22 protein-coding genes are annotated in these 24684 nt (G+C 71.3%); 11 read left to right on the top strand and 11 right to left on the bottom strand.

What is annotated here, in order from left to right:
- The first annotated feature begins 54 nt into the window (after window positions 1–54).
- Window positions 55–2019, top strand: coding sequence for a protein kinase domain-containing protein (locus AC3EO4_RS35360; RefSeq protein ID WP_431899751.1), 1965 nt, complete (start codon window positions 55–57; stop codon window positions 2017–2019).
- Here the strand turns inward: AC3EO4_RS35360 and AC3EO4_RS35365 are convergent.
- The 7 genes from AC3EO4_RS35365 to AC3EO4_RS35395 are packed head-to-tail and all read right to left on the bottom strand — an operon-like array spanning window position 1997 to window position 8445.
- Entirely contained in the window at window positions 1997–3319 is a 1323-nt protein-coding gene (locus AC3EO4_RS35365) for an alkaline phosphatase family protein (protein WP_379578586.1), read from the bottom strand. The two genes, AC3EO4_RS35360 and AC3EO4_RS35365, sit on opposite strands and share 23 nt — an antisense overlap.
- A complete protein-coding gene (gene eboE / locus AC3EO4_RS35370; protein WP_431899752.1) occupies window positions 3319–4383 on the bottom strand; it encodes a metabolite traffic protein EboE in 1065 nt (354 codons plus the stop codon). The genes AC3EO4_RS35365 and eboE overlap by 1 nt, the downstream gene beginning before the upstream one ends.
- Complete coding sequence (locus tag AC3EO4_RS35375; protein WP_379578582.1) at window positions 4383–5210, bottom strand: TatD family hydrolase; 828 nt, start codon at window positions 5208–5210, stop codon at window positions 4383–4385. The genes eboE and AC3EO4_RS35375 overlap by 1 nt, the downstream gene beginning before the upstream one ends.
- Window positions 5210–5698, bottom strand: coding sequence for an EboA domain-containing protein (locus AC3EO4_RS35380; RefSeq protein WP_431899754.1), 489 nt, complete (start codon window positions 5696–5698; stop codon window positions 5210–5212). Before AC3EO4_RS35380 ends, AC3EO4_RS35375 begins: the two co-directional genes overlap by 1 nt.
- On the bottom strand, window positions 5679–6536 hold the full coding sequence (locus AC3EO4_RS35385) for a sugar phosphate isomerase/epimerase family protein (protein WP_379578577.1): 858 nt from the start codon (window positions 6534–6536) through the stop codon (window positions 5679–5681). Before AC3EO4_RS35385 ends, AC3EO4_RS35380 begins: the two co-directional genes overlap by 20 nt.
- A complete protein-coding gene (locus tag AC3EO4_RS35390) occupies window positions 6506–7318 on the bottom strand; it encodes an SCO3242 family prenyltransferase (protein ID WP_431899756.1) in 813 nt (270 codons plus the stop codon). Before AC3EO4_RS35390 ends, AC3EO4_RS35385 begins: the two co-directional genes overlap by 31 nt.
- Window positions 7315–8445: an inositol-3-phosphate synthase gene (locus AC3EO4_RS35395; protein WP_379578573.1), complete on the bottom strand. Its 1131-nt coding sequence runs from the start codon at window positions 8443–8445 to the stop codon at window positions 7315–7317. Before AC3EO4_RS35395 ends, AC3EO4_RS35390 begins: the two co-directional genes overlap by 4 nt.
- Before the next feature lie 126 nt (window positions 8446–8571).
- Here AC3EO4_RS35395 and AC3EO4_RS35400 point away from each other — a divergent pair, with 126 nt between their 5' ends.
- The 7 genes from AC3EO4_RS35400 to AC3EO4_RS35430 are packed head-to-tail and all read left to right on the top strand — an operon-like array spanning window position 8572 to window position 19632.
- A complete protein-coding gene (locus AC3EO4_RS35400) occupies window positions 8572–9606 on the top strand; it encodes a Gfo/Idh/MocA family protein (RefSeq protein ID WP_379578571.1) in 1035 nt (344 codons plus the stop codon).
- Window positions 9607–9608: 2 nt separating this feature from the next.
- The gene (locus AC3EO4_RS35405) at window positions 9609–11039 is read left to right on the top strand and encodes a sugar ABC transporter ATP-binding protein (RefSeq protein WP_431899801.1); all 1431 of its coding nucleotides are present in this window, start codon (window positions 9609–9611) and stop codon (window positions 11037–11039) included.
- Window positions 11036–12061: an ABC transporter permease gene (locus AC3EO4_RS35410; RefSeq protein ID WP_431899758.1), complete on the top strand. Its 1026-nt coding sequence runs from the start codon at window positions 11036–11038 to the stop codon at window positions 12059–12061. The genes AC3EO4_RS35405 and AC3EO4_RS35410 overlap by 4 nt, the downstream gene beginning before the upstream one ends.
- On the top strand, window positions 12058–13002 hold the full coding sequence (locus AC3EO4_RS35415) for an ABC transporter permease (protein ID WP_379578567.1): 945 nt from the start codon (window positions 12058–12060) through the stop codon (window positions 13000–13002). Before AC3EO4_RS35410 ends, AC3EO4_RS35415 begins: the two co-directional genes overlap by 4 nt.
- On the top strand, window positions 12989–14215 hold the full coding sequence (locus AC3EO4_RS35420; RefSeq protein WP_431899761.1) for an ABC transporter substrate-binding protein: 1227 nt from the start codon (window positions 12989–12991) through the stop codon (window positions 14213–14215). Before AC3EO4_RS35415 ends, AC3EO4_RS35420 begins: the two co-directional genes overlap by 14 nt.
- On the top strand, window positions 14167–15027 hold the full coding sequence (locus tag AC3EO4_RS35425; protein ID WP_431899762.1) for a sugar phosphate isomerase/epimerase family protein: 861 nt from the start codon (window positions 14167–14169) through the stop codon (window positions 15025–15027). The genes AC3EO4_RS35420 and AC3EO4_RS35425 overlap by 49 nt, the downstream gene beginning before the upstream one ends.
- 33 nt (window positions 15028–15060) lie before the next feature.
- On the top strand, window positions 15061–19632 hold the full coding sequence (locus AC3EO4_RS35430; protein WP_431899764.1) for a ThuA domain-containing protein: 4572 nt from the start codon (window positions 15061–15063) through the stop codon (window positions 19630–19632).
- Window positions 19633–19692: 60 nt separating this feature from the next.
- Here the strand turns inward: AC3EO4_RS35430 and AC3EO4_RS35435 are convergent, their stop codons facing one another.
- Window positions 19693–19980 carry a hypothetical protein gene (locus AC3EO4_RS35435; protein ID WP_379578559.1) on the bottom strand — a complete coding sequence of 96 codons (288 nt, stop codon included), beginning with the start codon at window positions 19978–19980 and terminating at the stop codon, window positions 19693–19695.
- A 213-nt stretch (window positions 19981–20193) separates the two neighbouring features.
- On the opposite strand from AC3EO4_RS35435, the gene AC3EO4_RS35440 reads away from it, so the two are divergent.
- The gene (locus AC3EO4_RS35440) at window positions 20194–20784 is read left to right on the top strand and encodes a cysteine hydrolase family protein (protein WP_379578557.1); all 591 of its coding nucleotides are present in this window, start codon (window positions 20194–20196) and stop codon (window positions 20782–20784) included.
- Window positions 20784–21521 carry an SDR family NAD(P)-dependent oxidoreductase gene (locus AC3EO4_RS35445; RefSeq protein ID WP_431899766.1) on the top strand — a complete coding sequence of 246 codons (738 nt, stop codon included), beginning with the start codon at window positions 20784–20786 and terminating at the stop codon, window positions 21519–21521. The genes AC3EO4_RS35440 and AC3EO4_RS35445 overlap by 1 nt, the downstream gene beginning before the upstream one ends.
- Before the next feature lie 2 nt (window positions 21522–21523).
- Here the strand turns inward: AC3EO4_RS35445 and AC3EO4_RS35450 are convergent, their stop codons facing one another.
- The gene (locus AC3EO4_RS35450) at window positions 21524–22669 is read right to left on the bottom strand and encodes a serine hydrolase domain-containing protein (RefSeq protein ID WP_431899767.1); all 1146 of its coding nucleotides are present in this window, start codon (window positions 22667–22669) and stop codon (window positions 21524–21526) included.
- Window positions 22670–22701: 32 nt separating this feature from the next.
- Here AC3EO4_RS35450 and AC3EO4_RS35455 point away from each other — a divergent pair, with 32 nt between their 5' ends.
- Window positions 22702–23604, top strand: coding sequence for a cyclase family protein (locus tag AC3EO4_RS35455; protein WP_379578553.1), 903 nt, complete (start codon window positions 22702–22704; stop codon window positions 23602–23604).
- A 40-nt stretch (window positions 23605–23644) separates the two neighbouring features.
- Here the strand turns inward: AC3EO4_RS35455 and AC3EO4_RS35460 are convergent, their stop codons facing one another.
- Both AC3EO4_RS35460 and AC3EO4_RS35465 read right to left on the bottom strand, forming a co-directional pair.
- Complete coding sequence (locus AC3EO4_RS35460) at window positions 23645–23836, bottom strand: hypothetical protein (RefSeq protein ID WP_431899803.1); 192 nt, start codon at window positions 23834–23836, stop codon at window positions 23645–23647.
- Window positions 23761–24639 carry an RNA-guided endonuclease InsQ/TnpB family protein gene (locus tag AC3EO4_RS35465; RefSeq protein WP_431899769.1) on the bottom strand — a complete coding sequence of 293 codons (879 nt, stop codon included), beginning with the start codon at window positions 24637–24639 and terminating at the stop codon, window positions 23761–23763. The genes AC3EO4_RS35460 and AC3EO4_RS35465 overlap by 76 nt, the downstream gene beginning before the upstream one ends.
- Between the last annotated feature and the right edge of the window lie 45 nt (window positions 24640–24684).

A 24684-nucleotide genomic window follows, 5' to 3' on the forward strand; every position in this document is an offset into this window, starting at 1 on the left:
TACAGGTGCCCTCTCTAGGGAGCTAACCGGGGGAAAAGGGGCATCGTGGTCGAGATGAGACCGCTCATACCTGAGGATCCAGCGGCGGTCGGGGGACACCGCATCCTCGGCAGACTGGGCGAAGGTGGTCAGGGCATCGTCTTCCTGGGCGAGGGGCCAGGAGGGCAGAGGGTCGCCGTCAAAGTCCTGCAGGGCTACCTGACGGCCAACGCGGAGGCCCGCGAGCGGTTCGTCCGCGAGGTGCGGATCGCCACCAGCGTGGCGAGGTTCTGCACCGCGCAGATCCTGGCGACCGGCGTGGTGGGCGACAGCCCCTACATCGTCAGCGAGTACGTTCCCGGGCCCTCGCTCGAGGAGTCGGTGCGCGACGCGGGGCCCCGCACGGGTGCGGCACTCGAACGGCTGGCGCTCAACACCGCCATGGCGCTGGCCGCCATCCATCGTGCGGGCGTGCTGCACCGCGACTTCAAGCCGGCCAACATCCTGCTGGGACCCGACGGTCCGGTGGTGATCGACTTCGGCATCGCCAGGGCGCTGGACGGCGGGCTGGCGGGGATGACGCACCAGGGACAGTTCTTCGGTACGCCCAGGTACATGGCGCCCGAGCAGTTCGCCGAGGCCCCTGTCGGGCCGCCCGCGGACGTGTTCGCGTGGGCGATGACGATGGTGTTCGCGGCGAACGGGCGGCCCGCGTTCATCACCGAGACCCTGCCGGGGCTGCTGCACTCGATCATGCATGAGGAGCCTGACCTCGGGGTGCTCGCCGGAGGGCTGCGTGACCTGGTGGCCCTCTGCCTGGCCAAGGATCCCGCGCGCAGGCCGACGGCCGAGCAGCTCGTGGCCCACCTGAGCGGCGCCCGCACCCCTGTGCCGCCCGCGACGCAGGCCTTACCGCAGGTCCCGCCCGCACCGCAGCCGCCCCCCTTCCTCCAGCAGGCGTCGCCGGGCTCCGAGCCCCCGTCGCCGGTCGCGCACCACACGTCCCCCGGCCCCCAGCCCGCGGCCACGGGCCTCCAGCAACCGCCGCCGTCTCCCGGGCACCCGTCTCCCGGACACGGGCATCCGTCTCCCGGGCACCAGCACGCGTACCCCGTCGACCGGCAGACAGGGCCCGTCAGCCCGCAGGCAGGGCCCGTCGCGCCGCCGTCGCCGCCGGTCGCCCTCCATGCGCCGACCGCCCCGCCTCAGGCGCCCCCACCGGTCGCCCTCCATGCGCCGACCATCCCGCCTCAGGCGCCCCCGCCGGTCGCGCTCCAGCCGCCGACCATCCCCCCGCAGGCGCCCCCGCCCGGCCCGCCAGGGCAGGAGGGCAGACCGTCGAAGGGGAACAGGCGGCTGCTCGCCGTGCTGGCGGGGGCGACCGTCGTCGTGCTCGGCGCGGTCACAGCAGGGGTGCTGCTCAGCAGGGACGGCAGCGCGCCGCAGGCCGTCGAGCGGGCGCAGGGCGACCCCCAGCCGAGCACCCTGCCCGTGGCCGTCCCCTCGAATCCCGACCCGTGGTCCAGCCCGGTGCCGAGCGGGTCGCCGAAGCCGAAGGCCAAGAAGACCCGGTCGCCGACGCCCACCCCGACCGCGGTCCCCACCCCGGTCAGGAAGGCGCGGCTCACCGAGCGCAACCTGCTGGCCAACGGCGGGTTCAACGGCGCCGACCTGGCCCCCTGGTACCTCAGAGGTACCGTCAAGCAGGTCACCAGCGGCCAGCGCAGCGGCTGGGGAGCGCTCTGGATGACCTCCACCTCGGGGATGGACGCCGCCGCCGAGCAGGTGACCAGGCTGCGCCCGAACACCAAGTACACGCTGAGCGGCTGGGTCCGCTCCGACGGCAGGCGAACCGTGCTGGGCGTCAAGACCGCCGACCCCCACAGGGGCGGATGGAGGGCGCACAGCGGGAAGAAGTACGGCTACTACTCGATGACGTTCACCACCGGCAAGGACACGACGAAGGCGACGGTCTTCTGCTGGCGCAAGGACGCCGGCCAGGGCTACTGCGACGACGTCAGCCTCCGCGCCTGGCAATGAGCCCTTCGATCAGCCCCTTGACCGCCGTGGCCTCGTGCGCGTCGCCGTCGAAGGGACCGAGCAGGACAGGCCCGTCCTCGGCGCTGTCGGGCAGCCGGCCGTGGCTGCCCCGCACCGGTGACGGGTCCAGCGGCACCACCGACATCGTGTAGCGCAGGCCGAGCCGCTTACGGGCCAGCGCCAGCCCCGCGCGGACCTTGACGAGCGGGTCGGCGGGGTCCATGAAGAGCTCGGCCGGGTCGTAGCCGGGCTTGCGGTGGATCTCGACGAGCCTGGCGAAGTCGGGGGCGCGGGCGTCGTCCAGCCAGTAGTAGTAGGTGAACCACGCGTCGGGCTCGGCGACCGCGACCAGTTCGCCCGCCCGTTCGTGGTCGAGGCCGTAGGCGGCCTTGCCCGCGCCGTCGAGCACCTCGTCGACGCCCGGCAGCCCGGCCACGACCGAGCGCGTTCTCGGCAGGTCGGCGGGGTCGCGCACGTAGACATGGGCGAGTTGGTGGTCGGCGACGGCGAAGGCCCGCGAGGTCCACGGGTCGAGGTACTCCATCCCCGCCTGCGTGTACACCTCCAGCAGTCCGGCCGCGCGCAGCGCCCTGTTGATGTCGACGGGTCTGGCGGCGGGGGTGATGCCGTACTCCGACAGGACGACGAACGTGGCGTCCTCGGCCAGCAGGGGCGCGAGCGCGGCGTCGACGGCCTGGGCCGCGGCGACGGCCTCGGGCCCGTCGGGTCCGTACCGCTGCAGGTCGTAGTCGAGGTGCGGGACGTAGACCATCAGCAGATCGGGCCGGTGGGCGCGCAGGATGTGGACGGAGGCGCCGACGATCCACTCGCTCGAGGCGATGCCCGCGCCCGGCCCCCAGTAGCTGAACAGCGGGAACGGCGGCAGCTCGTCATGCAGCGAAGGCGGCCTGGTGTAGCAGTCGGGCGACTTGCGGCCGTCGGCGTGGTAGATCGGGCGCGGGGTGATGAGCAGGTCGGAGGCCGCGCCCATGGCGTACCACCAGCACACGTTGGCGGTGCGCAGGCCCGGCACGGAGTCCCACAGCTGGCCGCCCTGGATGAGCGCGTTGTGCTGGCGCCACAGGAAGATCTCGCCGAGGTCCCTGAAGTACCAGCCGTTGCCCACGATCCCGTGCTCGCGCGGCGGCGCGCCGGTGAGCAGGGTGGCCTGCATGGAGCAGGTGACGGCGGGCAGCACGGGCCGCAGCGCCGCCGCCGCGCCGACCTTCGACACTCCCGGCATGTGCGCGAGCAGGCGCGGCGTCAGCCCGACCACGTTGATCACCACGATGGGCGCCATCACAGCTCCTTCAGGCCGAGAACGGCCAGCTCGCGCCGCATCCAGTCCAGCTCGGCCGCGATCCCGCCGGTGACGTCGGGCTCCGGCAGGACGCTCCAGGTATAGGTCTCGACCTCGATGTGCCTGGTCAGCGGCGCGGCCAGCACGGTCCGCAGCAGCTCGCCCAGATAGCCCGCGGTGGTGGTCAGCGGCGGGGGAGGGGCGGCGTGCAGCGGCATGTGGAAGTGGGTCCGCCACCTCTCCCCGTACGGCAGGCGCGCCAGCGCCTCGCCCAGGTCGTCGGCGTAGCCCGAGGCGCACCTGGTCTGGTGCAGGAACCGCGCCTCGTCGTAGGCCCCGAGCGCCCGCTGCGCCCCCGGAGGCGTCTCCAGCGCGCACGACGCCTGCAGCTTGACGATCGGCAGGTCGCCGAAGTCGAGGCCCTCGAAGCCGACCGCCAGGTGGCAGGCGTCCAGGCAGACGCCGAGCAGCTCGTCGCGCGGCAGCAGCTCGGCGGCCTGGGCGGTGGTCTCGATGACGCAGCCGGGCTCGGGCTCGAAGGCGACCCTGATGGTCCTGCCCGTCCTGGACCTGACCTCGCGCAACCCCTCGACCAGTGGCTTCAGCAGTGCGGTCGGCGCGCCTTCGGTGCGCCAGGCGAGCGGCAGCGTCGAGATCGAGCCCTCGGTCACGTCGTCCGGCAGCAGGGCGGCCAGGATCGCGGCCAGGTCGAGGGTGTAGCGCAGCCGCTCGGGTGAGGACCAGTCGGGGGAGTAGACCCGGTGCTTCACGACCTCCTGCTGGAAGCCCCGGTAGGGGAAGCCGTTGAGCGTGACGACCTCCAGGCCGTGGGAGTCGAGTGCGGCGCGCAGCCGTACCAGCTCCCGGGGGTCGTCGAGCAGCGCGCGGGCGGCGCCCGCGGGCAGCCACAGTCCCACGCCGAGCCTGGGTACCCCGAGCAGGGAGCGGACGCGGGCGCAGAAGCCGGACAGCTGGGCGTGGATGCCGGGAAGATCCTCTGCGGAGTGGACGTTCGTGCAGTAGGCCAGGTGGACGATGGAGCCGCCGGGGTGCAGGAAGCGCATCAGCCACCCCGCTTGATCGTGTTGCCCGCGTAGTCGGCCCCCGTGGCCTGCGCTTCCGGGGCGACGCCGTAGAAGGCGGACGGGTTGCGCCACAGCACCCTGTCGACGTCGTCCTCGGTGAAGCCTGCCGCGCGCATCGCGTCGCCCACGGCCCTGGTGCGCAGCGGATCGCTGCGGCCCCAGTCGGCCGCCGAGTTCACCAGCATCCGCTCGGTGCCGTACTCCTGGAGGATCGCCACCATCCGCCCCGGGTCCATCTTGGTGTCGGGGTAGATCGAGAAGCCCATCCAGCAGCCGGAGTCGGCGACCATGCCGACCGTCACCTCGTTGAGGTGGTCGATCAGCACGCGCTCGGGAGGCAGGCCCTTGACGACGTCGAGCGTGCGCCTGGTGCCCTCGGCCTTGTCCCTGTGCGGGGTGTGCACGAGCACGGGCAGGTCATGCTCGGCCGCCATGGCCAGCTGCGCCTCGAACGCCCTGTCCTCCGCAGGGGTCATGGAGTCGTAGCCGACCTCGCCGACCGCCACCACCGACTCCTTCAGCAGGTAGCGGGGCAGCTCGTCCAGCACGCCTTCGCAGCGCGGGTCGTTGGCCTCCTTGGGGTTGAGCGCGAGCGCGCACAGGTGGCGGATCCCGTGCTGCGCCGCCCGGTACGGCTCCCAGCCCAGCAGCGCGTCGAAGTAGTCGAGGAAGCTGCCCACGTTCGTGCGCGGCTGCCCCAGCCAGAAGGCCGGCTCGACGACGGCCCGCACGCCGGCGTCATGCATCCGCTCGTAGTCGTCGGTGGTTCTGGAGGTCATGTGGATGTGGGGGTCGAAGATGCGCATCAGATCCTCTCCAGCACGTCGCGGGGCACGGGTCTGCCCGCGGCCCTGCGCTCGTCGGCGTAGGCGGTCAGCATCCTGGCCAGCTCGGCGTCGGAACGCTCGTCGAGCCCGGCGATCCCGTCGAGCGGGATCGACATGAACACGCACTTCAGCACGCCCTGGCGGTAGGCGTGGTCGTCGAGCGTCCGCGCGCCGTAGGGGCCGAGGGCCGCGGCGACGAGCCTGGCGTCGTTGGTGCGCAGCGCGTCCTCCACCAGGGGCAGCCCCGCGTCGCCCAGGTCGAGGTCGGCGAGCGCGTCCAGGACGGCCAGGCGCTCGCCCGCGTCGCCGTTCCTGTACAGCGCGACGACCGTCGCCGCGTCGACGTGCCGGAGCAGAGCCCGCCTGGCCCCGGGCCCGCCTTTGCGCGCCGCCACGGGGAACAGGCGGTGAACCGCGCCCTGGTCGTCTTTCACCCGCCGCACGGCCTCAGCCGTCCAGTCGCCCATGTGCCCTCCTCAGGAAGTCGATCGACCGCCGGGCCACCTCGGGCGCGGCGTGGCCGTGCCTGGCCAGCTCGACCGCCACCTGGCCGCCGTAGCCCGCGAGCGCGGCCATGACCGGCGGGAAGTCGATGTCGCCCGCCCCGAACTCCAGGTGCTCGTGCACCCCTCGGCGCATGTCCTCGATCTGCACGTGCGCCAGGTACGGCAGCGCCCGCCGTACGCACGAGGGCACGTCCTGCGGTTCCAGGCACCTGCAGTGCCCGATGTCGAGCGTGAGCCCGAACCGGGGATGGCCGCCGAGCAGGCGCCGCAGCCGCTCGTAGTCGGCCAGGTCCTGGACGAGCATCCCCGGCTCAGGTTCGAAGGCGAGCGTGACGCCCGCCTCGTCGGCGTCGTCGAGCAGCCGTTCGCACCACCCGGCCAGCCTGGCCCACGCCTCCTGCTCGGTGACGTCGCAGGGCGTGGCACCGCTCCACAGGTGCACCACGGGCGCGCCGAGGTCGGCGGCGATCCGCATGGCCCTGCGCAGGTAGTCGGCCCTGCGCCACGCCTCGTCGCCGAGCAGTGTCGGATGGTGCTTGCGCCGGGGGTCGAGCGTGTAGCGCCCGCCCGTCTCGACGACCGCGGTCATGCCGAGCTCGCCGAGCAGCTTGGCGGTCGCCGCGACCTCCCTGTTCAGGCCGAGCGCGTAGGGATCGAGGTGGCCGTGGTCGAGGGTGATGGCGGCGCCCGTGTAGCCGAGGTCGGCCAGGACGGCCAGCGCCTCGGGCAGCCGGTGGTCGCGGAAGCCGTTGGTGCAGTAGGACCAGTTCACGAGGTCGCCACCCGTCTGGACAGCCATCCGCCGAAGGGGGCGGCCGCCAGGAGGGCCACCGACTGGGCGGGGCGGCCGTGGCCGGCGACGGCGGCGGCCTGCAGGGGGACGAGCGCCATGATGCTCAGCCGGACGGCCCGCCGTACGTGCTCGGGGTCGGGGTGGGCACGTAGCCCTGCATGGGCCCGCGCGACGGTGGCGAGGTAGCCGGCCAGCGGCGCGCCGGGGCAGGTCCAGGCGAGGAGCGCGGCCGCGGTGGCGCAGGCGGCGAGCGCGCCGCTGACGGTCGACGGCGTGGCGCCCTTCACCTCGGCGCGGCCGAGGACGCTGATGCCGTAGGTGTGCGCGCCGATGGCCAGGGCGGTGGGCGCGGCTCTGGCCGCGCCGCCCGCGCCGAGCATGACGTCGAGCGCCCTGCACGCAGCCATGGCCGCGGGCCCCCACGGTGTGCGCTTGAGCCCGAGGTCGTAGGCCCACACCGCGCCCGCGAGCAGGCCCGCGAGGCCGAGCCCTCGCCTGCCGTCCGCGGCGAGGGCCGCGAGCAGGCCTGCGCCCGTGCAGCCCGCCGCCGTGGCCAGAGCCATTGCGGGGCTGATCCTGCCGGAGGGGATGGGCCGCTCGGGACGGTCGAGCGCGTCCTGGTGGCGGTCCGACCAGTCGTTGAGCGCCATGCCCGCCCAGTAGAGCAAGGTCGAGGCCAGCGCGGGCCCTGGACGGGCCGGCAGACCGGCGGCCGCCGCGCCCGCCATCGTGTCACCTGGCACGGACAGCGCGGCGGGTGCTCTGATCAGCTCCAGCAGCGCCCTCATGCGAGCGACTCCGCGAAGGCTCGCAGCCTGTCGTACTGGGCGGGCAGCGCGTGCTCGTCGCTGCCGAGCGGGTCCTTGAAGAAGTAGCCGAGCTCGCCGAGGACGCCGTGCCTGCCCCGCTCGTGGGCGCGAGCCACGAGCCTGGCCAGGTCGAGCACCAAGGGGGCGGCGAGCGCGGAGTCACACCCCTGCCAGGTGAACTGCATGGTCATCCGCACGCCCATGAACCCCTCGAAGGTGACGTGGTCCCACGCCGTCTTCCACTCGCCGAGGTCGGCCACGTAGTCGATGTGCGTGCGGCCTTCGACCCGGCCGCCGAGGACGCCCTCCACCGCCCTGTCCTTCGAGGCCTCCTTGCTCCGCCTGGCCGCGGGGTCGGCCAGGGTGGCGCCGTCACCGCCGCCCAGCAGGTTCAGGCCCGACCACGAGCGGACCGCCAGCCCTCGGCCCTCGAACATCGGCGCGAGCGCGCTCTTCACCAGCGTCTCTCCCGTCTTGCCGTCGCGTCCGGCGTACGGCAGGCGCTCGGCGGCGGCGAGTTCGGCCAGCGCGGGCAGCGAGGGCCCGGTCGAAGGGGTGAACGCGACATGACCGCAGCCCGCGCGGAAGGCCGCGTAGGCGTACAGCGAACTGGCGGGCAGCACCGGCTCCCCTGACGCCAGAGCCGCCTCCAGCGTCGCGAGCCGGGCGAACTCGGGTCGCCACGGCACGGGCGGCTCCGTCGAGGAGAGGTCCACCACCACGACCCTCGACAGTCCCTTCCTCTCGCGGAAGGCGGCCAGGTCGCGGGCGATCCTGGCGGCGGCGCTCGCCTGGTCGCCCTCCTGGCCGTGGCCCGGCCTGATCTCCGCCTCGGCCGCGTCCAGGTCCTCCGCCAGCAACCTGGGGAGCGCAGGGGGGATCACCCCTGCCTCGCTCAGCCGTTCGGCCCGTTTCGTCAGGGAGGTGGAGGCGATGTCATGACCGCCGAAGACCAGGTCGGCGACGCCGGGTAAGCCGCACGGAGGCAGCCGTTCCGCCACGCATCCCGTGGCGGGCAGCAGCCCCGACCTGATGGCCGCCGCCCCGGCTATGACGGTGGTAGCGACCGAGCCTCTAGCGCCGATGAGCCATACACCAATAGCCATAGTCGGTATATAAGCCGGAGACCTTCTGAAGTAAACCCCTGACTTTTGCTTGACCATCGTCATAAGTCGGATCTACGATCCCGAAACATGGAGGACATAAGCCGGGAATCGGCTGATAATCCCCGAGTGGGCATCATCGGGACCGGCTTCATGGGCCGCGTGCACGCCCGGTCCGCCCGGCTCGCAGGCGCCGTGATCGTCGGCGTCGCCGGGTCCAGGCCCGACAGGTCGCAGGGCCCCTACAGCTCGGCCGACGAGCTGATCGAGTCCGGTGCGATCGACCTGGTCCACATCTGCACGCCCAACCACCTGCACGCGCCCCTCGCGCTCAAGGCCATCGCCGCCGGCGTGGCGGTCATCTGCGAGAAGCCGCTGGCCACCGACGGGGAGACCGCCGCGCTCATGGCGGCCCGCGCCGACGAGGCCGGGCTGGTGGCCACCGTCCCGTTCGTCTACCGCTTCCACGCGATGGTCCGCGAGGCAAGGCAGCGCGTGGCTCGCGGTGACGTCGGCAGGGTCACGCTGATCCACGGCAGCTACCTGCAGGACTGGCTGCTGCGCCCCGAGGACGACAACTGGCGGGTCGACCCCGAGCTCGGCGGCCCCAGCCGTACGTTCGCCGACATCGGCTCGCACTGGTGCGACCTGGCCGAGTTCGTGACCGGCGAGCGCATCCGCGCGGTGTCCGCCCAGACGGGCGTCGTCCAGCGGGAGCGCGCCGGCCACGCCCCCGTGCTGACCGAGGACGTGGTCACCGTCCAGTTCCGCACGGCACACGGCGCGCTCGGCTCCGTCACCACCAGCCAGGTCTCGCCAGGCCGCAAGAACCGGCTCTTCCTCGAGGTCGCGGGCACCGAGCAGAGCCTGGCCTTCGACCAGGAGCAGCCGGAGAAGCTCTGGGTCGGCGGGCGCGAGGGCTCGACGGCGCTGGTGCGCGATCCGGGGACGCTGACCGCCGAGGCGATGCCGTACTCGCCGCTGCCTCCCGGGCACGCGCAGGGCTACCACGAGTGCTTCGAGGCGTTCGTCGCCGACAGCTACGCCGCGCTGCGCGGCGAGCACCGCGACGGACTGCCCACCTTCGACGACGGCGCCCGCGCCGCGCGCGTCTGCGACGCGGTGCTCGCCTCCGCCGCCTCAGGGAGGTGGGTGGAGTGCTGAGCATGACCGGTATCGGCAAGAGCTTCCTCGGCGTGCGCGTGCTGTCGGAGGTGGGCCTGGCCGTCGAGGCCGGAGAGGTGCACGCCGTCGTCGGCGAGAACGGCGCGGGCAAGTCCACGCTCATGAAGATCCTGGCCGGGGTGCACACGCCCGACGCGGGGACGATCACCATCGACGGGCGGGAGGTCTCCTTCAACCACCCGCTCGACGCCCAGCGGGCGGGGGTGGCGATCATCTACCAGGAGTTCACGCTCCTGCCCGAGCGCAGCGTCGCGGAGAACGTATTCCTCGGCAGGGAGCCCCTGCGCCGCGGCCTGGTCGACAGAGCGGCGATGGACGGCGCGACCGCCGCCCTCCTGGCCGAACTCGGCGAGGACTCCTTCGGCCCCCGCGACCCTGTCAAGCGCCTGTCCGTCGCGCAGCAGCAGGTCGTCGAGATCGTCAAGGCGCTCTCGCTCGACGCGCGCATCGTCGTCATGGACGAGCCGACGGCCGCCCTCGCCGACCACGAGGTGGAGCTGCTGTACCGGCTGGTCAGGCGATTACAGGAGCGCGGCATCGCGGTGCTGTACATCTCGCACCGGCTGCGCGAGGTCTTCGACCTCGCCTCACGGGTCACCGTGCTGAAGGACGGACGCCTCGTCAGCACGGTCGCCGCCGCCGACGTCACCTCCGACGACCTGGTCCGCCTCATGGTGGGCCGAGACCTGGGCACCTACTTCCCTCCCCGCTCCTCCTCGACGGGGGACGTGCGGCTGAGCGTCACCGGCGGCGGCAACGCCCGCCTGTCGGACATCTCGCTGGAACTGCGGGCGGGCGAGATCGTCGGCATCGCAGGACTGCAGGGCTCGGGCCGCTCCTCCCTGGCCAAGGCGCTGTTCGGCGCCGCGCCCTTCACCACCGGCACCATGACCCCCGTCAGGCCCCGCTCGGTCCGCGAGGCCGTCGCCGCGGGGATCGGGCTCGTCACGGAGGACCGCAAGGCCGAGGGCCTGGCCCTGCGCCAGTCGGTCCGCGACAACGCGCTGCTGGTGGCGCGCGCGATCGGCCGTCCCGGCGCCTCGGTGCGCGACCTCCTCGACCGGGTACGGCTCTCGCCGCCGCGCCCCTCGCAGGAGGTGCGTTACCTGTCGGGCGGCAACCAGCAGAAGGTCGTCCTCGCCAAGTGGATGACGCTCGCCCCCGACGTCCTGCTCTTCGACGAGCCGACCCGAGGGGTCGATGTCGGGGCGAAGGCCGCGATCCACGACCTCATGCGGGAACTGGCCGAGGACGGCACCGCGATCATGATGATCTCCTCCGAGTTACCCGAGCTCATCGGGATGAGCGACCGCGTCATCGTCCTGCGCGACGGGCGCGTCGCGGGGACCCTGCCCGCGGGCTCGTCGGAGGAGGCCGTCATGCGGCTGGCCGCGAGCGAGGAGACGGCATGAACGACGCGCCCCCATCCGAGGCCACGGCCCCGCCCGAGGCGTCGCGCCCCGCGGCCGGCCGCGCAGCGGCGGCCACGCGCCGGTGGGCCGACCTCGGCTCCACCCAGGTCGTCTTCCTCGCGCTGCTGGTCACCATCGTGGTCGGCTGGATCCTCGTCGCCGTCGACGGCGGGAACCTGCTCACCGTGGAGACGATCGTCGGCGTCCAGCAGCGCAGCGCCGCCCTCGGCATCGTCGCCGTCGGCCAGACCCTGGCCATCCTCGCAGGATCGCTCGACCTGTCGGTCGCCTACCTGATCAGCCTCGCCTCCCTGGTCGCCGCCGAGATCATGCAGGCGGGCAGCATCCCGGGGGCCGTCGCCGCCGTCATCGGCGTCAGCGCGCTCGTGGGCCTGGTCAACGGGGTGGTGATCACCAAGCTCAAGGTGCACGCCTTCATCGCCACCCTCGGCGTCGCCCTCATCATCAAGGGAGTCCTCGACCACCTCTACGACGGCCCGGCGGGCCGCGTCCCCGAGTCCTTCCAGCACCTCGGCTATGACCGCGTCGGGCCGATCCCCGTCTCCGCGATGCTGTGGGCGGCCGTGGCGCTGACAGCATGGTTCCTGCTCAGCAGGACCAGGTACGGCTACCGCGTCTACGCCGTCGGCGGCGACCCCGACGTCGCCCGGCTGTCCGGCGTGCGCACCGACCGGGTGATCATCCTCACCCACGTCCTGTGCTCCCTGTGCGCGGGCATCGCGGGCCTGCTGCTGGCCAGCAGGCTCGGCGCGGGCGTCCCCACCGTGGGCACCGACGGCGGCTACGACCTGGAGTCGATCGCCGCGGTCGTCCTCGGCGGCACCGCGCTGGCGGGCGGCAGAGGCGGGGTGGCGGGCACCGTCGGCGGCGTCCTGCTGCTGGCCGTCCTCGACAGCGTCTTCAACCAGCTCGAAGTCAACTCCTTCTTCAAGGACGTCGTCCGCGGCGTGGTCATCGTGGTCGCCGTGGCGGTCTACGCGAGGAAGAGGAGCACCTCATGAAGCGCGCGCTGCCGATCTTCGCGGTCCTGGCCGTCCTGCTGGCCGCGATCGCGCTGGCCAACCCGTTCTTCCTCGAACCCGTGGGCTTCCTGGCCTTCGTCAAGCGGGCCGCGCCGCTGGTGATCCTGGCGGCCGGGCAGTACTTCGTGATCGTCTCCGGCGAGTTCGACCTGTCGGTCGGGTCGCTGGTCACCGTCGAGGTGGTCGTCGCGGCCCGGCTGATCGACGGGAACGAGGACGCCACCTGGCCCGTCCTCGCCCTCGTGGTCGTCATCGGCCTGCTGGTCGGACTGGTCAACGGCGCGGTGACCACACTGCTGCGAGTGCCGTCGTTCATCACCACGCTCGGCATGATGCTCATCCTGTCCGGCGCGGTCTTCCTGTGGACGGGCGGGGCGCCGCGTGGCGCGCTTTCCCAGGCCTTCAGGGTCTTCGGCCGCGACACGCTGTGGTCGGTGCTGATCCTCGCGGCCGTGGGCGTCGCGGCGGTCCTGCTCATGCGCGCCGACTTCGGCCGCACGCTCATCGCGACGGGCGACAACGAGCGCGCCGCCGCGCTGTCGGGCGTCAGGGTCACCAGAGTCAGGATCCTCGCCTTCGCCATCTCGGGGCTGGCCGCCGCGGTCGCGGGCATCCTGCTCGGCGGCTTCGCCGGAGTGTCGGCGCAGGTCGGCCAGGGTCTGGAGTTCTCCGCCATCACCGCGGTCGTCCTCGGCGGCGTGGTGCTCGGCGGCGGCAGGGGGTCGGTCGTGGCAGCCATGGCGGGAGCGCTCACCTTGGAGGCCCTGTTCACCCTGCTCAACCTGTACGGGATCTCGGGGGCGCTGGAGTTCACCGTGCAGGGCGTCATCATCATCGCCGCCGTGGCGGCGGGAGCCGTACGGCTGCCCTTCTCCCTCACCCCCCGAAAGTCCAAAGGAGACGCACATGCCGCGTCATAAGCCCCTCTCTCTCGTCGCGACGGCGGCGCTCGCGCTGCTCATCGCGGGCTGCACCAGCGACAAGCCGACGGACACGACCACGGCCGCGGCGTCCGCGGCGCCCGCCTCCTCCGCTGCCGCCTCCGAATCAGCGGCTGCGGGGACCGGCGCGCAGTCCTCGTTCTTCGTCCAGGCCGACTACGACGCCCAGCTCGGCATGCGCGCCAAGAGCGCGCAGGGCCCCGCGGACAAGCCGTGGGAGCAGGCCATCGACCCGCAGATGGTCAGCACCTCCCAGTACAAGAAGTCCGGCGGCCTGCACCTGTGCTTCTCCAACGCGGCGGTCAACAACCCCTGGCGGCAGGTCGGATGGAAGAGCATGCAGGCCGAGGTGGCGCTGCACAAGGAGATCGCCACGTTCACGGCGCTGGACGCTGAGGGCAAGGACGACAAGCAGATCTCCGACATCGCCGAGCTCACGGGCAAGGGCTGTGACGCGCTGATCGTCTCGCCCAACACCACCGCCACCCTCACACCCGCGGTGAAGGCGGCCTGCGGCAAGCTGCCTGTCATCGTCTTCGACAGGGGCGTGGAGACCGACTGCCCGGTCACCATGATCAACCCGATCGGCGGCTACGCCTTCGGCGCCGACGGCGCCGAGTTCCTGGTCGAGAAGGTGCCCGCGGGCGGCAAGATCCTCGCCCTGCGCATCCTGCCGGGCGTCGACGTGCTGGAGACCCGCTGGTCGGCCGCCAAGGTGACGTTCGACAAGAGCCCGCTCAAGGTCGTCGGCGTGGAGTTCACCGACGGCGACGCGGCCAAGACCAAGAGCATCGTCAGCGACTACATCGCCCGTCACGGCAAGCTCGACGGCGTCTGGATGGACGCCGGCGCCACAGCCGTCGCCGCGATCGAGGCCTTCGAGGACGCGGGAGTGCCCGTCCCCGCCATGGTCGGCGAGGACCAGCAGGACTTCCTGCAGAAGTGGAAGCAGAACAACCTGACCGCCATCGCGCCCACCTATCCGACCTACCAGTGGCGCACGCCCGTCATCGCCGCCCTCAAGATCCTCAAGGGTGAGGAGGTTCCGAAGACGTGGAAGCTGCCCCAGCCGAAGATCACCTCTGACAACCTCGACACCTACCTGCAGCCGAACATGCCGCCGTTGCACTACGCGCTGTGCGGATGCGAGGGCCTGCCCGGCTTCCCCGAGACGTGGGGCGGCAAGAAGTGAACCTGGGGGTCAACACCTGGGTGTGGACCTCGCCGCTCACCGACCGTGACCTTGCGGCGCTCGCGCCCAAGGTCGCGAGGTGGGGGTTCGACGTGATCGAACTGCCCGTCGAGCGGCCGGGCGACTGGGACCCCGCCAGGGCGGCCGACCTGCTGGCCTCGCTCGGCCTGGCCGCCACCGTCGTGCTGGTGATGCCGCCAGGACGTGACCTCGTCGCCTCCGACACGGTCAAGGAGACCCAGGACTACCTCATGCACTGCATGGACGTGGCCGAGATCGTCGGCTCGCCCGTCATCGCGGGGCCCGCCTACAGCGCGGTCGGCCGTACCTGGAGGATGTCGCAGGGCGAGCGCGCCGCCGCGTACGCCGAGTTGCGCGAGAACCTCAAACCCGTCATCGACCACAGCGGGGTCAAGCTGGCCGTCGAACCGCTGAACCGCTACGAGACCAGCCTGCTCAACACCGTCGAGCAGGCACTCGAGGCGCTGCCCGAGGACGCCGGCCTGGCGCTCGACGTCTACCACCTGAACATCGAGGAGAAGGATCCCGCCGCGGCCGTCCGCGCGGCCGCGGGCAGGATCGCGCACGTGCAGGTCTGCGGCACCGACCGGGGGACCCCCGGCCAGGATCGCTTCGACTGGACCGCCTTCACCGCGGCCCTCCGCACGGCCTCCTACGAGGGGCCGCTGGTCATCGAGTCCTTCACCGCCCACAACCAGACGATCGCCACCGCGGCCTCCATCTGGCGGCCGCTGGCGCCCAGCCAGGACGCTCTCGCCGTCGACGGGCTGGCCTTCCTCCGCACTCTCTGACTCTCCGCCCCTCCTGTCACCGGAGTCATCGCCATGCGTCGTGTTTGTGCTGTCCTGATCCTCCCCTTCCTGCTGTTGTTACCCGGTACGGCGAACGCCGCCGCCCGCCATGAGATCTTCCGTGCACTGCTGTTCACGAAGGCCGTCGGCTACGTCCACGGCTCCATCCCCGCCGGCATCCAGATGGTCAAGGACCTGGCCGCGGCCAACCACTTCGAGGTCGTGCAGACCGACGACTCCTCGGTGTTCAACGACGCCGACCTGGCCGGCTACGACGTGCTGATCATGCTGCAGAACTCCGGCATGGTCTGGGAGAACGACGCCCAGCGCCAGGCCGTGCAGAAGTACGTCCGCTCGGGCAAGGGCGTCGTCGCCGTCCACAACGCGCTCGACATGGGCATCGAGAACGACTTCCCCTGGTGGGACGACCTGGTCAACGGCGGCGCGCACATGCCCGCCCACTCGCCGGGCGTGCTGCAGGGCACCGCCAAGGTCACCGACAGGGTCCACCCCTCGACCAAGAAGCTGCCGCTGCGCTGGGAACGGCCCGAGGAGTGGTACAACTTCTCGCCCAACCCGCGCGGCAACGTGCACGTGCTCGTGTCGGCGGACGAGAAGACCTACAACCCGGGACCCTCGGCCATGGGCCCCGACCACCCCATCTCCTGGTGCCGCAACGCCGAGGGCGGCAAGGTGTGGGCGACCGCGATGGGCCACGACACCGCCGCCTACACCGAGACCGCCTTCCGTGACCACGTGCTCGGCGGCATCACCTGGGCCGCCGGCGCCGAGGCAGGCGACTGCGGCGGCACGGTGAACAGCAGCTTCGAGAAGATCACCCTCGACGACAACACCGCCGACCCGATGGAGCTCGACGTCGCCGCCGACGGCCGCGTCTTCTACGTGCAGCGCAAGGGCGAGATCAAGATCTTCAAGCCCGACACCCACGCCACGGTCACCGCCGCCACGCTCGACGTCTACACCGGCGGCGAGGACGGCCTGGTCGGCATGGAGCTCGACCCGGCCTTCGCGCAGAACGGCTGGATCTACCTCTACTACTCGCCCGCCTCCAGCGCCGAGGACGTCAACAGGCTCTCCCGCTTCACCGTGACAGGCGACAGCATCGACCTGGCGTCGGAGAAGAAGATCCTCGACGTGCCCGCCTACCGGCAGCGCACCTACCCCGAACCCGGACACACCGGCGGCGCCGTGGAGTTCGGCCCCGACGGCACCCTCTACCTCAGCACCGGCGACGACGTGCCGCCCAACCTGTCACCCGACTGGCAGGGCTACTCGCCGATCGACTGGCGTCCAGGCCAGCACATGCTCGACGCCGCCCGCACCGCGGGCAACACCAACGACCTGCGCGGCAAGATCCTGCGGATCAAGCCGAAGGCCGACGGCGGCTACGACATCCCCTCCGGCAACCTGTTCGCGCAGGGAACGGCCAAGACCAGGCCGGAGATCTTCGCCATGGGCTTCCGCAACCCGTTCCGCTTCACCGTCGACCAGAAGACCGGCTACGTGCACGTCTCCGACTACGGCCCCGACCGTGGCGGCCCGACCACCGACAGGGGACCCGAGGGACTGGTCGAGTACAACGTCATCAAGAAGGCGGGCAACTTCGGCTGGCCGTTCTGCCACGGCGACAACCAGGCGTACGCGCCCTACAACCCCGACACCAAGGTCGTCGGGCCCAAGTTCGACTGCGCCAACCCCGTCAACGACTCGCCCAACAACACCGGGCTGACCGAGCTGCCGCCCATCGAGCTGCCCGTCATGTGGTACGGCTACGGCACCTCGCCGTCCTTCCCCGAGCTCGGCTCCGGCGGCTCGGCCCCGATGAGCGGCCCCGTCTACCGCTACGACGCGGCCTCCACCTCCGCCACGAAGTTCCCCGCCTACTTCGACGGCAAGAGCTTCTTCTACGAGTGGTCGCGCCACTACGTGAAGACCCTCCACCTCGACGACCAGGACAAGCTCCTCAAGATCGACCCGTTCCTCGGCGCCTTCGTCAAGCCGATGGACATGACGTTCGGCCGCGACGGCTCGCTCTACCTGCTCGAATGGGGCAGCTCGTTCGGCGGCGGCAACAACGACTCGGGCCTGTACAGGATCGACTACTCCGCCGGCGCCCGAGCGCCCATCGCCAAGATCACCACCTCGCGCACCGACGGCCCCACTCCGCTCAGCGTGGAGTTCGACAGCGCGGGCAGCTTCGACCCCGACGGCGACCCGATCGACTTCTCGTGGGACTTCGACGGCGACGGCACCTTCGACTCCACCGAGGCGAAGGTCACGCACGTCTACTCGGCCAAGGGACAGTACACCGCGCAGCTCAAGGTCAAGGACTCCACCGGCAAGGAGGGCTTCTCCAACGTCGTCATCACGGCCGGCAACACCAAGCCGGTGGTGACCGTCGAGACGCCGATCGACGGCAGCACGATCGAGTTCGGCCAGGACGTGCCGTACAAGATCAAGGTGACCGATCCCGAGGACGGCACGATCGACTGCGCCAAGGTCTTCGTCAACCCCGCGCTCGGCCACGACGACCACGAGCACGAGACCGTCGAGATCCCCGGCTGCCAGGGCACCATCTCGACCAGCGACATCGGCGGCCATCCGGCGGGCGCCAACCTCTACTACGTCATCAACGCCCACTACACCGACAAGGGCGACGACTCTCTCACCGGCTACGCCAAGGTCGTCCTGCAGCCGAAGAGGAAGCAGGCCGAGTACTTCAAGACGTCGTCGGGCGTCAGGGTGATCGACCAGGCGGGCGCGGAGAGCGGCAAGCGCATCGGCGACATCAGCGACAACGACTGGATCGCCTTCACCCCGCTCGACCTCAACGGCGTCAAGTCCGTCGCCTTCCGGGTCTCCAGCCCGTACGGCGGAGGCACGATCGAGCTGCGCGCCGACTCGCCCACAGGCGCGCTCCTCGCCAGCGCCCCCGTCCAGAACACCGGCGGCTGGGACACCTACCAGATGACCAGCGCCGCCCCGGTGAAGAACGACGTGCGGACCAAGACCGTCTACGCGGTGTTCAAGAACAGCCGCAACAACGGCTTCGACCTCGACGCCGTCCAGTTCGCCGGCGAGGATGCGGGCGGCGGGCTCGACCCGGGCGTCTACACCGTCACCGCCCAGCACAGCGGCAAGAACGTCACGCCGGTGTCCCTGCTCGACGACGCCAAGATCGTCCAGCTCGGCGCGAACCAGGGCGATGAGCAGAAGTGGGAGGCGATCCCGGCCACCGCGGGCGGCTACCAGCTCAAGAACGTCAAGAGCGGCAAGTGCCTGGACGTGCCCGGCGGATCGACGGCGACGGGCACCCAGCTCGTCCAGTGGACCTGCCACCCCGACGGCGCCGCTCACCAGCTCCACCAGCGCTTCTTCATCACCGCCTCCGGCGACGACCACATCATCACGGCTTCGGCCAGCGGCCTGTGCGTCGACGTCAACGGCGTCTCCCAGGCCGACAACGCCGCCGTGATCCAGTGGACCTGCGTCAACGCCCCCAACCAGCGCTTCCGCTTCACCCCCGTCGCGGGAGCCGACAAGACGCCGCCGGTGACCACCGCCAAGGCCGCGCAGCCCAACGCCGAGGGCTGGCACACCACGGCCCCCGTCGAGGTCACCCTGACCGCCGAGGACGAGGCGTCGGAGGTCGCCGCGACCGAGTGGCGGCTCGACGGCGGCGCGTGGACGCCCTACACCGAGCCCGTCCTGGTGAGCGGCGACGGCGCCAGGAAGCTCGAGTTCCGCTCGCGTGACGGCGCGGGCAACGTCGAGGAGCCCAAGGCGCTCGACCTCAAGCTCGACACGACCGCCCCGGTGACCACCGCCGCCTTCGCCCCGCCCAACGCGGAGGGCTGGAACGACGGCGACGTCCCCGTCCTGCTGTCCGCCGCCGACGCCACCTCTGGGGTGTCGAAGACGGAGTACTCCTTCGACCAGGGCCCGTGGACGGCCTACGCGGGCACGCCCGTGGTCGTCAGCGGCGACGGGCCGCACGAGCTGCGCTACCGCTCGGCCGACACGGCGGGCACCACCGAGCAGGAGAAGGCCGCCGTCCTCAAGATCGACGGCACCAAGCCCACGCTCATGGTCTCGGGGGTCTCCGACGGCGAGGTGTACGGCGACGCCCAGGACCTGCGCATCACCTGGCAGGCCGTCGACACCACCTCGGGCGTCAAGACCACCTCCGGCACGCTGGACGGCAGCGCGCTCACGCCCGACTCGGTCGTGCCGCTGTTCCCGCAGACCCTCGCCCCGCACGCGGTCTCCGTCACGGCGGGGGACAACGCGGGCAACTCGATCACCACCAACGTCCGCTACACGGTGACCACGTCACTGCGGGACATGCAGAACCTCATCGACCGCTTCCGCGCGACGAACTGGCTGTCCGGGTCGGCCGCGCAGTCTCTCACGAAGGAGCTCTCCAAGGCCCGCAAGGCCGAGGCGTCAGGCAAGGACGCCAAGGCCATCAGACACCTGCAGGCGTTCAAGGCCCTGGTGGCCGACACCCGCCAGGTGCCCAGGGCCGATGTCCGCCAGGTCCTGACCAGGGACGCCGACAAGGTCATCTCGACCTTGGACTGACACACCGCACATGAGGGAGCCCCCGGACCCGGTGGTCCGGGGGCTCACGTCACCTTGGGATCAGGCGCTCACCCTGCGCTGCAGATCCATGAGGATCTCCATGGCCGCCGTGTTGAACTCGGTCTGGCTGGCGTTGAACTGGCTCTGGCTGGCCTTGAACTCCTGGACGTCGGTCTTGAGTGCGGTCAGCTCCCTGGTGACCTCGGACCGGAACGCCTTGAGATCGTTCGCCACGCCGTTGATCCGGTGCGTCAGGTCCTCCAGGCCCTGCATCATGTCCGTCCGAGTCTCGATGATCGCGTTCTCGATGTCGGTGGCGAACTGCAGGCCGGATTCCTTGATGCCCATCTGTTTTCTCCCTTACGGTGAGGGAGGGACCTGGACGGTAACGGCGTTCAGGTCCCGTTCTTGTGTTCTAACCGTAGCGTCTGACAGACCGTCACGACAGGGTAATGAACACTTTCCGTCAGCTAAAAACCACAGCATGTCATATTTTCTGAGATACATAAGAAAGTGCTAACCTCGCGACCAAGCAAGCGCTCGATCGCACGGAGGTGGCGGGTGGATCGCACGGCCGTCCTGGTGATGGAGATGCAGAGAGGCGTCGTCGGCGATATCGCGAAATTTCCGGACCTGGTGGTCGCGTGCGACAAGCGTGACGTGATCCGTAACGCGGCCCACGTCCTGAACGGCGCGAGGGCCAGGGGCATCCCGGTCGTCCACTGCACGGCCGCCTTCCGCGCCGACCGGGCGGGCTCGCACGCGAGCACCACCCCCTTCCTCGCCCACCTGCTGAAGGACCCCGCTCACATGCTCGACGGCACCGCGGCGGTCGAGGTGCTGCCGGAGTTACGGGACCCCGGCGACCTGGAGAGCCGCCGCTTCCACGGGTTCTCGCCGTTCACGGGAACCAGCCTCGACATGACCCTGCGGTCACTCGGAGTGACGCGGGTGGTCGCGGTGGGCGTCTCGCTGAACCTCGGCATCCAGGGGCTTGCCATCGAGGCGGTCGCGCTCGGTTACCGGGTCACGGTCGTCACCGACGCCGTGGCGGGCATTCCTGAGGACTACGCGCAGGCCGTACTCGACCACACGATCGGCCTGCTGGCGACCAGGGTGACGGCCGCGCGCCTCTGGGAGGACGCCGGGTGATGGAAGGGCTGCGGCTGGACGGCAGGACGGCGGTGGTGACCGGGGGAGCGGGCGCGATCGGGGCCGCGATCTGCGCGGACCTGGCCGCCCTCGGCGCGCGCGTGGTGGTCGCCGACGTGAACGAGCAGGGCGCGGCGGAGGTGGCCGGGCGCCTCCCGGCGAGTGCGGCGGGCCGGGTCGACCTCGCGGACGCCGCCTCCATCGAGGCGTTCTGCGCGAGCGCGGGACCGGTGGACATCCTGGTCAACAACGCGGGTGTCTCCATCGTCGAGCCCTTCACCTCGGGCGATCCCGCTCACTGGGACCTCATGTGGCTGGTCAACCTGCGGGGGCCCATGCTCATGACCAAGCTCCTGCTGCCCGGCATGGTCGGGCGGGGCTGGGGCCGGCTGGTGTTCGTCTCCTCCGACGGGGCGAGGGCCGGCTCGGGTGGCGAGGGCGCCTACGCCGCGACGAAGGCGGGCCTGTTCGGGCTGGCGAAGACGCTGGCGCGGGAGGCGGCCAGGGGCCGGGTGACCTCCAACGTGGTCTGCCCTGGCCCGACCGACACCCCGATGCTGCGCAGGGTGGACGCCGAGAAGCCGGGACTGGTCGACAGGATCGCCAAGGGCATCCCGCTGCGCAGGCTGGGCGCGCCCGAGGACGTCGCGGGCCTGGTGGCCTACCTGTGCACCGACAGGGCGGCCTACATCACCGGGCAGACCCTGTCGGTCAGCGGCGGGGTGACGATGCAGTGAGCTCAGAGCGCGTCGTAGACCGCGGCGGTCAGCTCCCATGCGGGCGTGGTCGCGGCGAAGGCGGTGGAGAGCCTGTTCATGGTGTAGGCGATGGCCACCCCGCGCTCGGGGTCGCCCAGGCCGAGGAATCCGCCCAGGCCCGAGTGCCCGAACGCGGAGGGCGCGAACGGGGCGAAGCTCTCCGAGGAGGTCATGAAGCCCAGACCGAACGAGGTGCCGATCTGCAGTACCCGGTCCTGGCCCGCGACCCTCGGCCTGACGGCGTCGTTCAGCGTCTCGGGCCGCAGGATCTCTCCCGCGATCAGCGCGCGGTAGAAGCCGGACAGCGCTCGCGCGGTGGTCACCAGGCCCATGGCGGGCCAGCCCGCCCGCAGGATGTCAGGATGGTTGGCGCCGCCCTTGAGGCGGTGCACCCCCGGGTTGCCGAGCGCCCTGTTCATGAGGCTGTACGGATCGAGGGCGGCCAGTTCCACCGCGGTGCGCGGAGCGGGCGGGGCGGCGGTCTCGGACGGGGTGGTGGTCTCGGGCGGGGCGGTGGTCTCGGAGGGGATGGTGGTCTCGGGCGGGTCGCCCGCCGACAGCCTGGCGGCCCTCGGGATGACCTCGTCGGGCGCGCCCAGCCACATGTCGAGCCCGAGCGGCCCGGCGATCTCCGCGGCCACCAGTTCGGCCACCGGTTTGCCCGTGACCCTGCGCACCACCTCGCCGACCAGGAACCCGTAGGTGAGCGCGTGGTAGCCGTGGGCGGTGCCCGGCTCCCACAGCGGCGACTGTACGGCCAGCCTGGCGGCGATCGCGGCGTGGTCGCCGTACTCCTCGACGGGCACCCGCTCCTCGATCACCGGCAGCCCCGCCTGGTGGGTCAGCAGGTGCTCGACGGTGACCGAGGTGGCGGCGAACTCGGGCCACACCTCCTTCACCGGCGTCGACAGGGCGAGCAGGCCCCGCTCGACCAGCAGCAGCGCGACGGTCGCCGTGACCGCCTTGGTGCAGGAGTAGGAGAGCACGGGTGTGTCCCGCTCCCACGGGCGTCCGGTGTGCCGGTCGGCGATCCCGCCCCACAGGTCCGCCACCAGCTCCCCTCCCACATGAACGGCGAAAGCCGCGCCGAGTTCGGTGTGCCGCGCGAACACCTCGTCAAGCCGCATGGACAACTCTCCTCAAGGAAGGAAGCGCTTGCTTGGTCACCGAGCCTAACAACTGGGGCCGCTTCGGCCCAGACGACCAGCGCGGCACGCTGAACCTCCTCACCCCCGAGGCGGTGCTGCGAGCCCTGGCATGCGCGAGGACAGGGAGGGTGCTCAGCCTGTCGATGCCGATCAGGGGCGCCACGTCCTCGCCGGCCCCCACCACCGTTCCCCACCTGCGTGGACGCCCGCTGCCCCAGCACTTCATGTCCGTGGACGGCGGCGACTACGCGGCGGGCGCCAGGGCGATCGGCGCCGGCCTACGCATGGCCGACGACGCGCTGGTCGTCACCCACCACGGCACCACCACGCACATGGACGCGCTCTGCCACATGTGGGAGGGCGAGGAGCTCTACAACGGGCACCCGTCGGGAAGGGTCCGCTCGTACGGCGCGACCCGCTGCGGCATCGAGCAGGTCGGAGGCGTCGTGGCGCGAGGGGTGCTGTTCGACGTGCCCGGCCATCTCGGCATGGCGCACCTGCCCGCCGACTTCAGGATCGAGGCCGCGCTGCTGGAGGAGATCAACCCCGGCGTGCGGCAGGGCGACGTGCCGGTGATCCGTACGGGCTGGCCGCTGACCTGGCCGGACACCTACTGGACGGGCCAGCCTGGCCTGTCACCGAGCGCGGGCCGCTGGCTGGCCGCGCGCGACGTCGCCGCCGTGGCCAGCGACAACGCCGCCATCGGCGGCCTGAACGCCGACCAGCTCGCCGACGAGGGCCTGGAGGACGACCTCCACCTCATCCTGCTGCACCGGCACGGCATCCACCTGGTCGAGATGCTGTGGCTGGAGGAACTGGCCGCGGCGGGTCCCGCCGACTTCGTCTTCGTCGCCGCCCCGCTGAAGATCGAGGGCGGCACCGGCAGCCCGCTCAACCCGCTGGCGATCCTTTGACATCCTCCCCCTCGTGAACGAAGAGGATTCCAACCCGTTCCTACGCTGAAAGGAGGACAGGTTGAGGTTCGCGGTTCGTCCGCCCCGGCAACCCGGAGCGTCCCCGCGCAGCCACCGCATGCCCTGCGGCGGTACCACGCATGTTGCATGCCGCGTTCACGTCCGCGTTGGCCCGATACCCGCAGACCACGCACAGGAAGAGAGCTTGGCTCTCGCGACTCTCCCGAGCGATGTGCTTGCAGGCGTTGCAGGTCTGCGACGTGTAACGCGGGTTGCAGTGCTGGTCTTCTCCACCCAATCCTTGCGCCGGTCGCTCTCGCGCGCCTTCAAGCGTGCGAGAGCGGCTTTGATCTTGCTGCGCCGGTTGGAGCCGCGCTCGGCGCGGGCCAGCTTGCGCAGCAGCCGCACCAGCCGCGTCTTCTCGCTCTCCCGCAGGCCGGGCGCGTGCAGCAGCTCGCCCGTGGACAGCGCCGCGCTGACGGTCACTCCACGGTCGACTCCCACCACCTCGCCCGTGCCCGGTCCGGCGATCGGTTCGGGGATGGCGGCGAAGGCGACATGCCATCGCCCCGCCCGGTCGCGGGTGACCCGGTAGGACTTCACCCCGTCCGGTACGGCGCGCGACCAGCGCAACCGCACCCACCCCACCTTGGGGATCTTCACCTCGCCCACCCGCCGGGAGAGGCGGCGCACGTCGCCCGCCTTGACCGCGATGATCCGAAACCCTTCGTGCCGTCCGGCCTTGCGCCAGCTCGGCCGCCGGTGCGTCCCGGCGAAGAAGTCGGCCATGGCTTGGGCGAAGTCACGCAACGCCTGCTGCTGGACGGTCACCGATCCCGCGGCCAGCCAAGGATTGGCCGCTCGCGCCTCGGTCAGCTGACGGCACTGTTCGGCAAACCCCGGCGCGCCCTTCCGGCCCGGCTTCCAATGCGTGCGCTGCTCGACGGCGAGGTTCCACACATACCGGACGTGCCCGCAATGCTCGGCCAACGCCCGCTCTTGGGCGGGCGTCGGCTGGAGGCGGTAGCGAGACACGCCGATCAACCTAGCGGGAAGGACCGACAAATCTTGATGCGCGCT

The sequence above is a fragment of the Nonomuraea sp. bgisy101 genome (assembly GCF_057708945.1).

What these genes read in the sequence shown, in the direction of transcription:
- AC3EO4_RS35375 (WP_379578582.1), bottom strand. Translation starts at nt 5,210, where the DNA reads ATGCGCATCTTCGACCCCCACATCCACATGACCTCCAGAACCACCGAC.
- AC3EO4_RS35380 (WP_431899754.1), bottom strand. Translation starts at nt 5,698, where the DNA reads ATGGGCGACTGGACGGCTGAGGCCGTGCGGCGGGTGAAAGACGACCAG.
- AC3EO4_RS35430 (WP_431899764.1), top strand. Translation starts at nt 15,061, where the DNA reads ATGCGTCGTGTTTGTGCTGTCCTGATCCTCCCCTTCCTGCTGTTGTTA.
- AC3EO4_RS35405 (WP_431899801.1), top strand. Translation starts at nt 9,609, where the DNA reads ATGACCGGTATCGGCAAGAGCTTCCTCGGCGTGCGCGTGCTGTCGGAG.
- AC3EO4_RS35425 (WP_431899762.1), top strand. Translation starts at nt 14,167, where the DNA reads ATGCGAGGGCCTGCCCGGCTTCCCCGAGACGTGGGGCGGCAAGAAGTG.
- AC3EO4_RS35420 (WP_431899761.1), top strand. Translation starts at nt 12,989, where the DNA reads ATGCCGCGTCATAAGCCCCTCTCTCTCGTCGCGACGGCGGCGCTCGCG.
- AC3EO4_RS35415 (WP_379578567.1), top strand. Translation starts at nt 12,058, where the DNA reads ATGAAGCGCGCGCTGCCGATCTTCGCGGTCCTGGCCGTCCTGCTGGCC.
- AC3EO4_RS35360 (WP_431899751.1), top strand. Translation starts at nt 55, where the DNA reads ATGAGACCGCTCATACCTGAGGATCCAGCGGCGGTCGGGGGACACCGC.
- eboE (WP_431899752.1), bottom strand. Translation starts at nt 4,383, where the DNA reads ATGCGCTTCCTGCACCCCGGCGGCTCCATCGTCCACCTGGCCTACTGC.
- AC3EO4_RS35410 (WP_431899758.1), top strand. Translation starts at nt 11,036, where the DNA reads ATGAACGACGCGCCCCCATCCGAGGCCACGGCCCCGCCCGAGGCGTCG.
- AC3EO4_RS35445 (WP_431899766.1), top strand. Translation starts at nt 20,784, where the DNA reads ATGGAAGGGCTGCGGCTGGACGGCAGGACGGCGGTGGTGACCGGGGGA.
- AC3EO4_RS35365 (WP_379578586.1), bottom strand. Translation starts at nt 3,319, where the DNA reads ATGGCGCCCATCGTGGTGATCAACGTGGTCGGGCTGACGCCGCGCCTG.
- AC3EO4_RS35435 (WP_379578559.1), bottom strand. Translation starts at nt 19,980, where the DNA reads ATGGGCATCAAGGAATCCGGCCTGCAGTTCGCCACCGACATCGAGAAC.
- AC3EO4_RS35450 (WP_431899767.1), bottom strand. Translation starts at nt 22,669, where the DNA reads ATGCGGCTTGACGAGGTGTTCGCGCGGCACACCGAACTCGGCGCGGCT.
- AC3EO4_RS35390 (WP_431899756.1), bottom strand. Translation starts at nt 7,318, where the DNA reads ATGAGGGCGCTGCTGGAGCTGATCAGAGCACCCGCCGCGCTGTCCGTG.
- AC3EO4_RS35395 (WP_379578573.1), bottom strand. Translation starts at nt 8,445, where the DNA reads ATGGCTATTGGTGTATGGCTCATCGGCGCTAGAGGCTCGGTCGCTACC.
- AC3EO4_RS35385 (WP_379578577.1), bottom strand. Translation starts at nt 6,536, where the DNA reads ATGGCTGTCCAGACGGGTGGCGACCTCGTGAACTGGTCCTACTGCACC.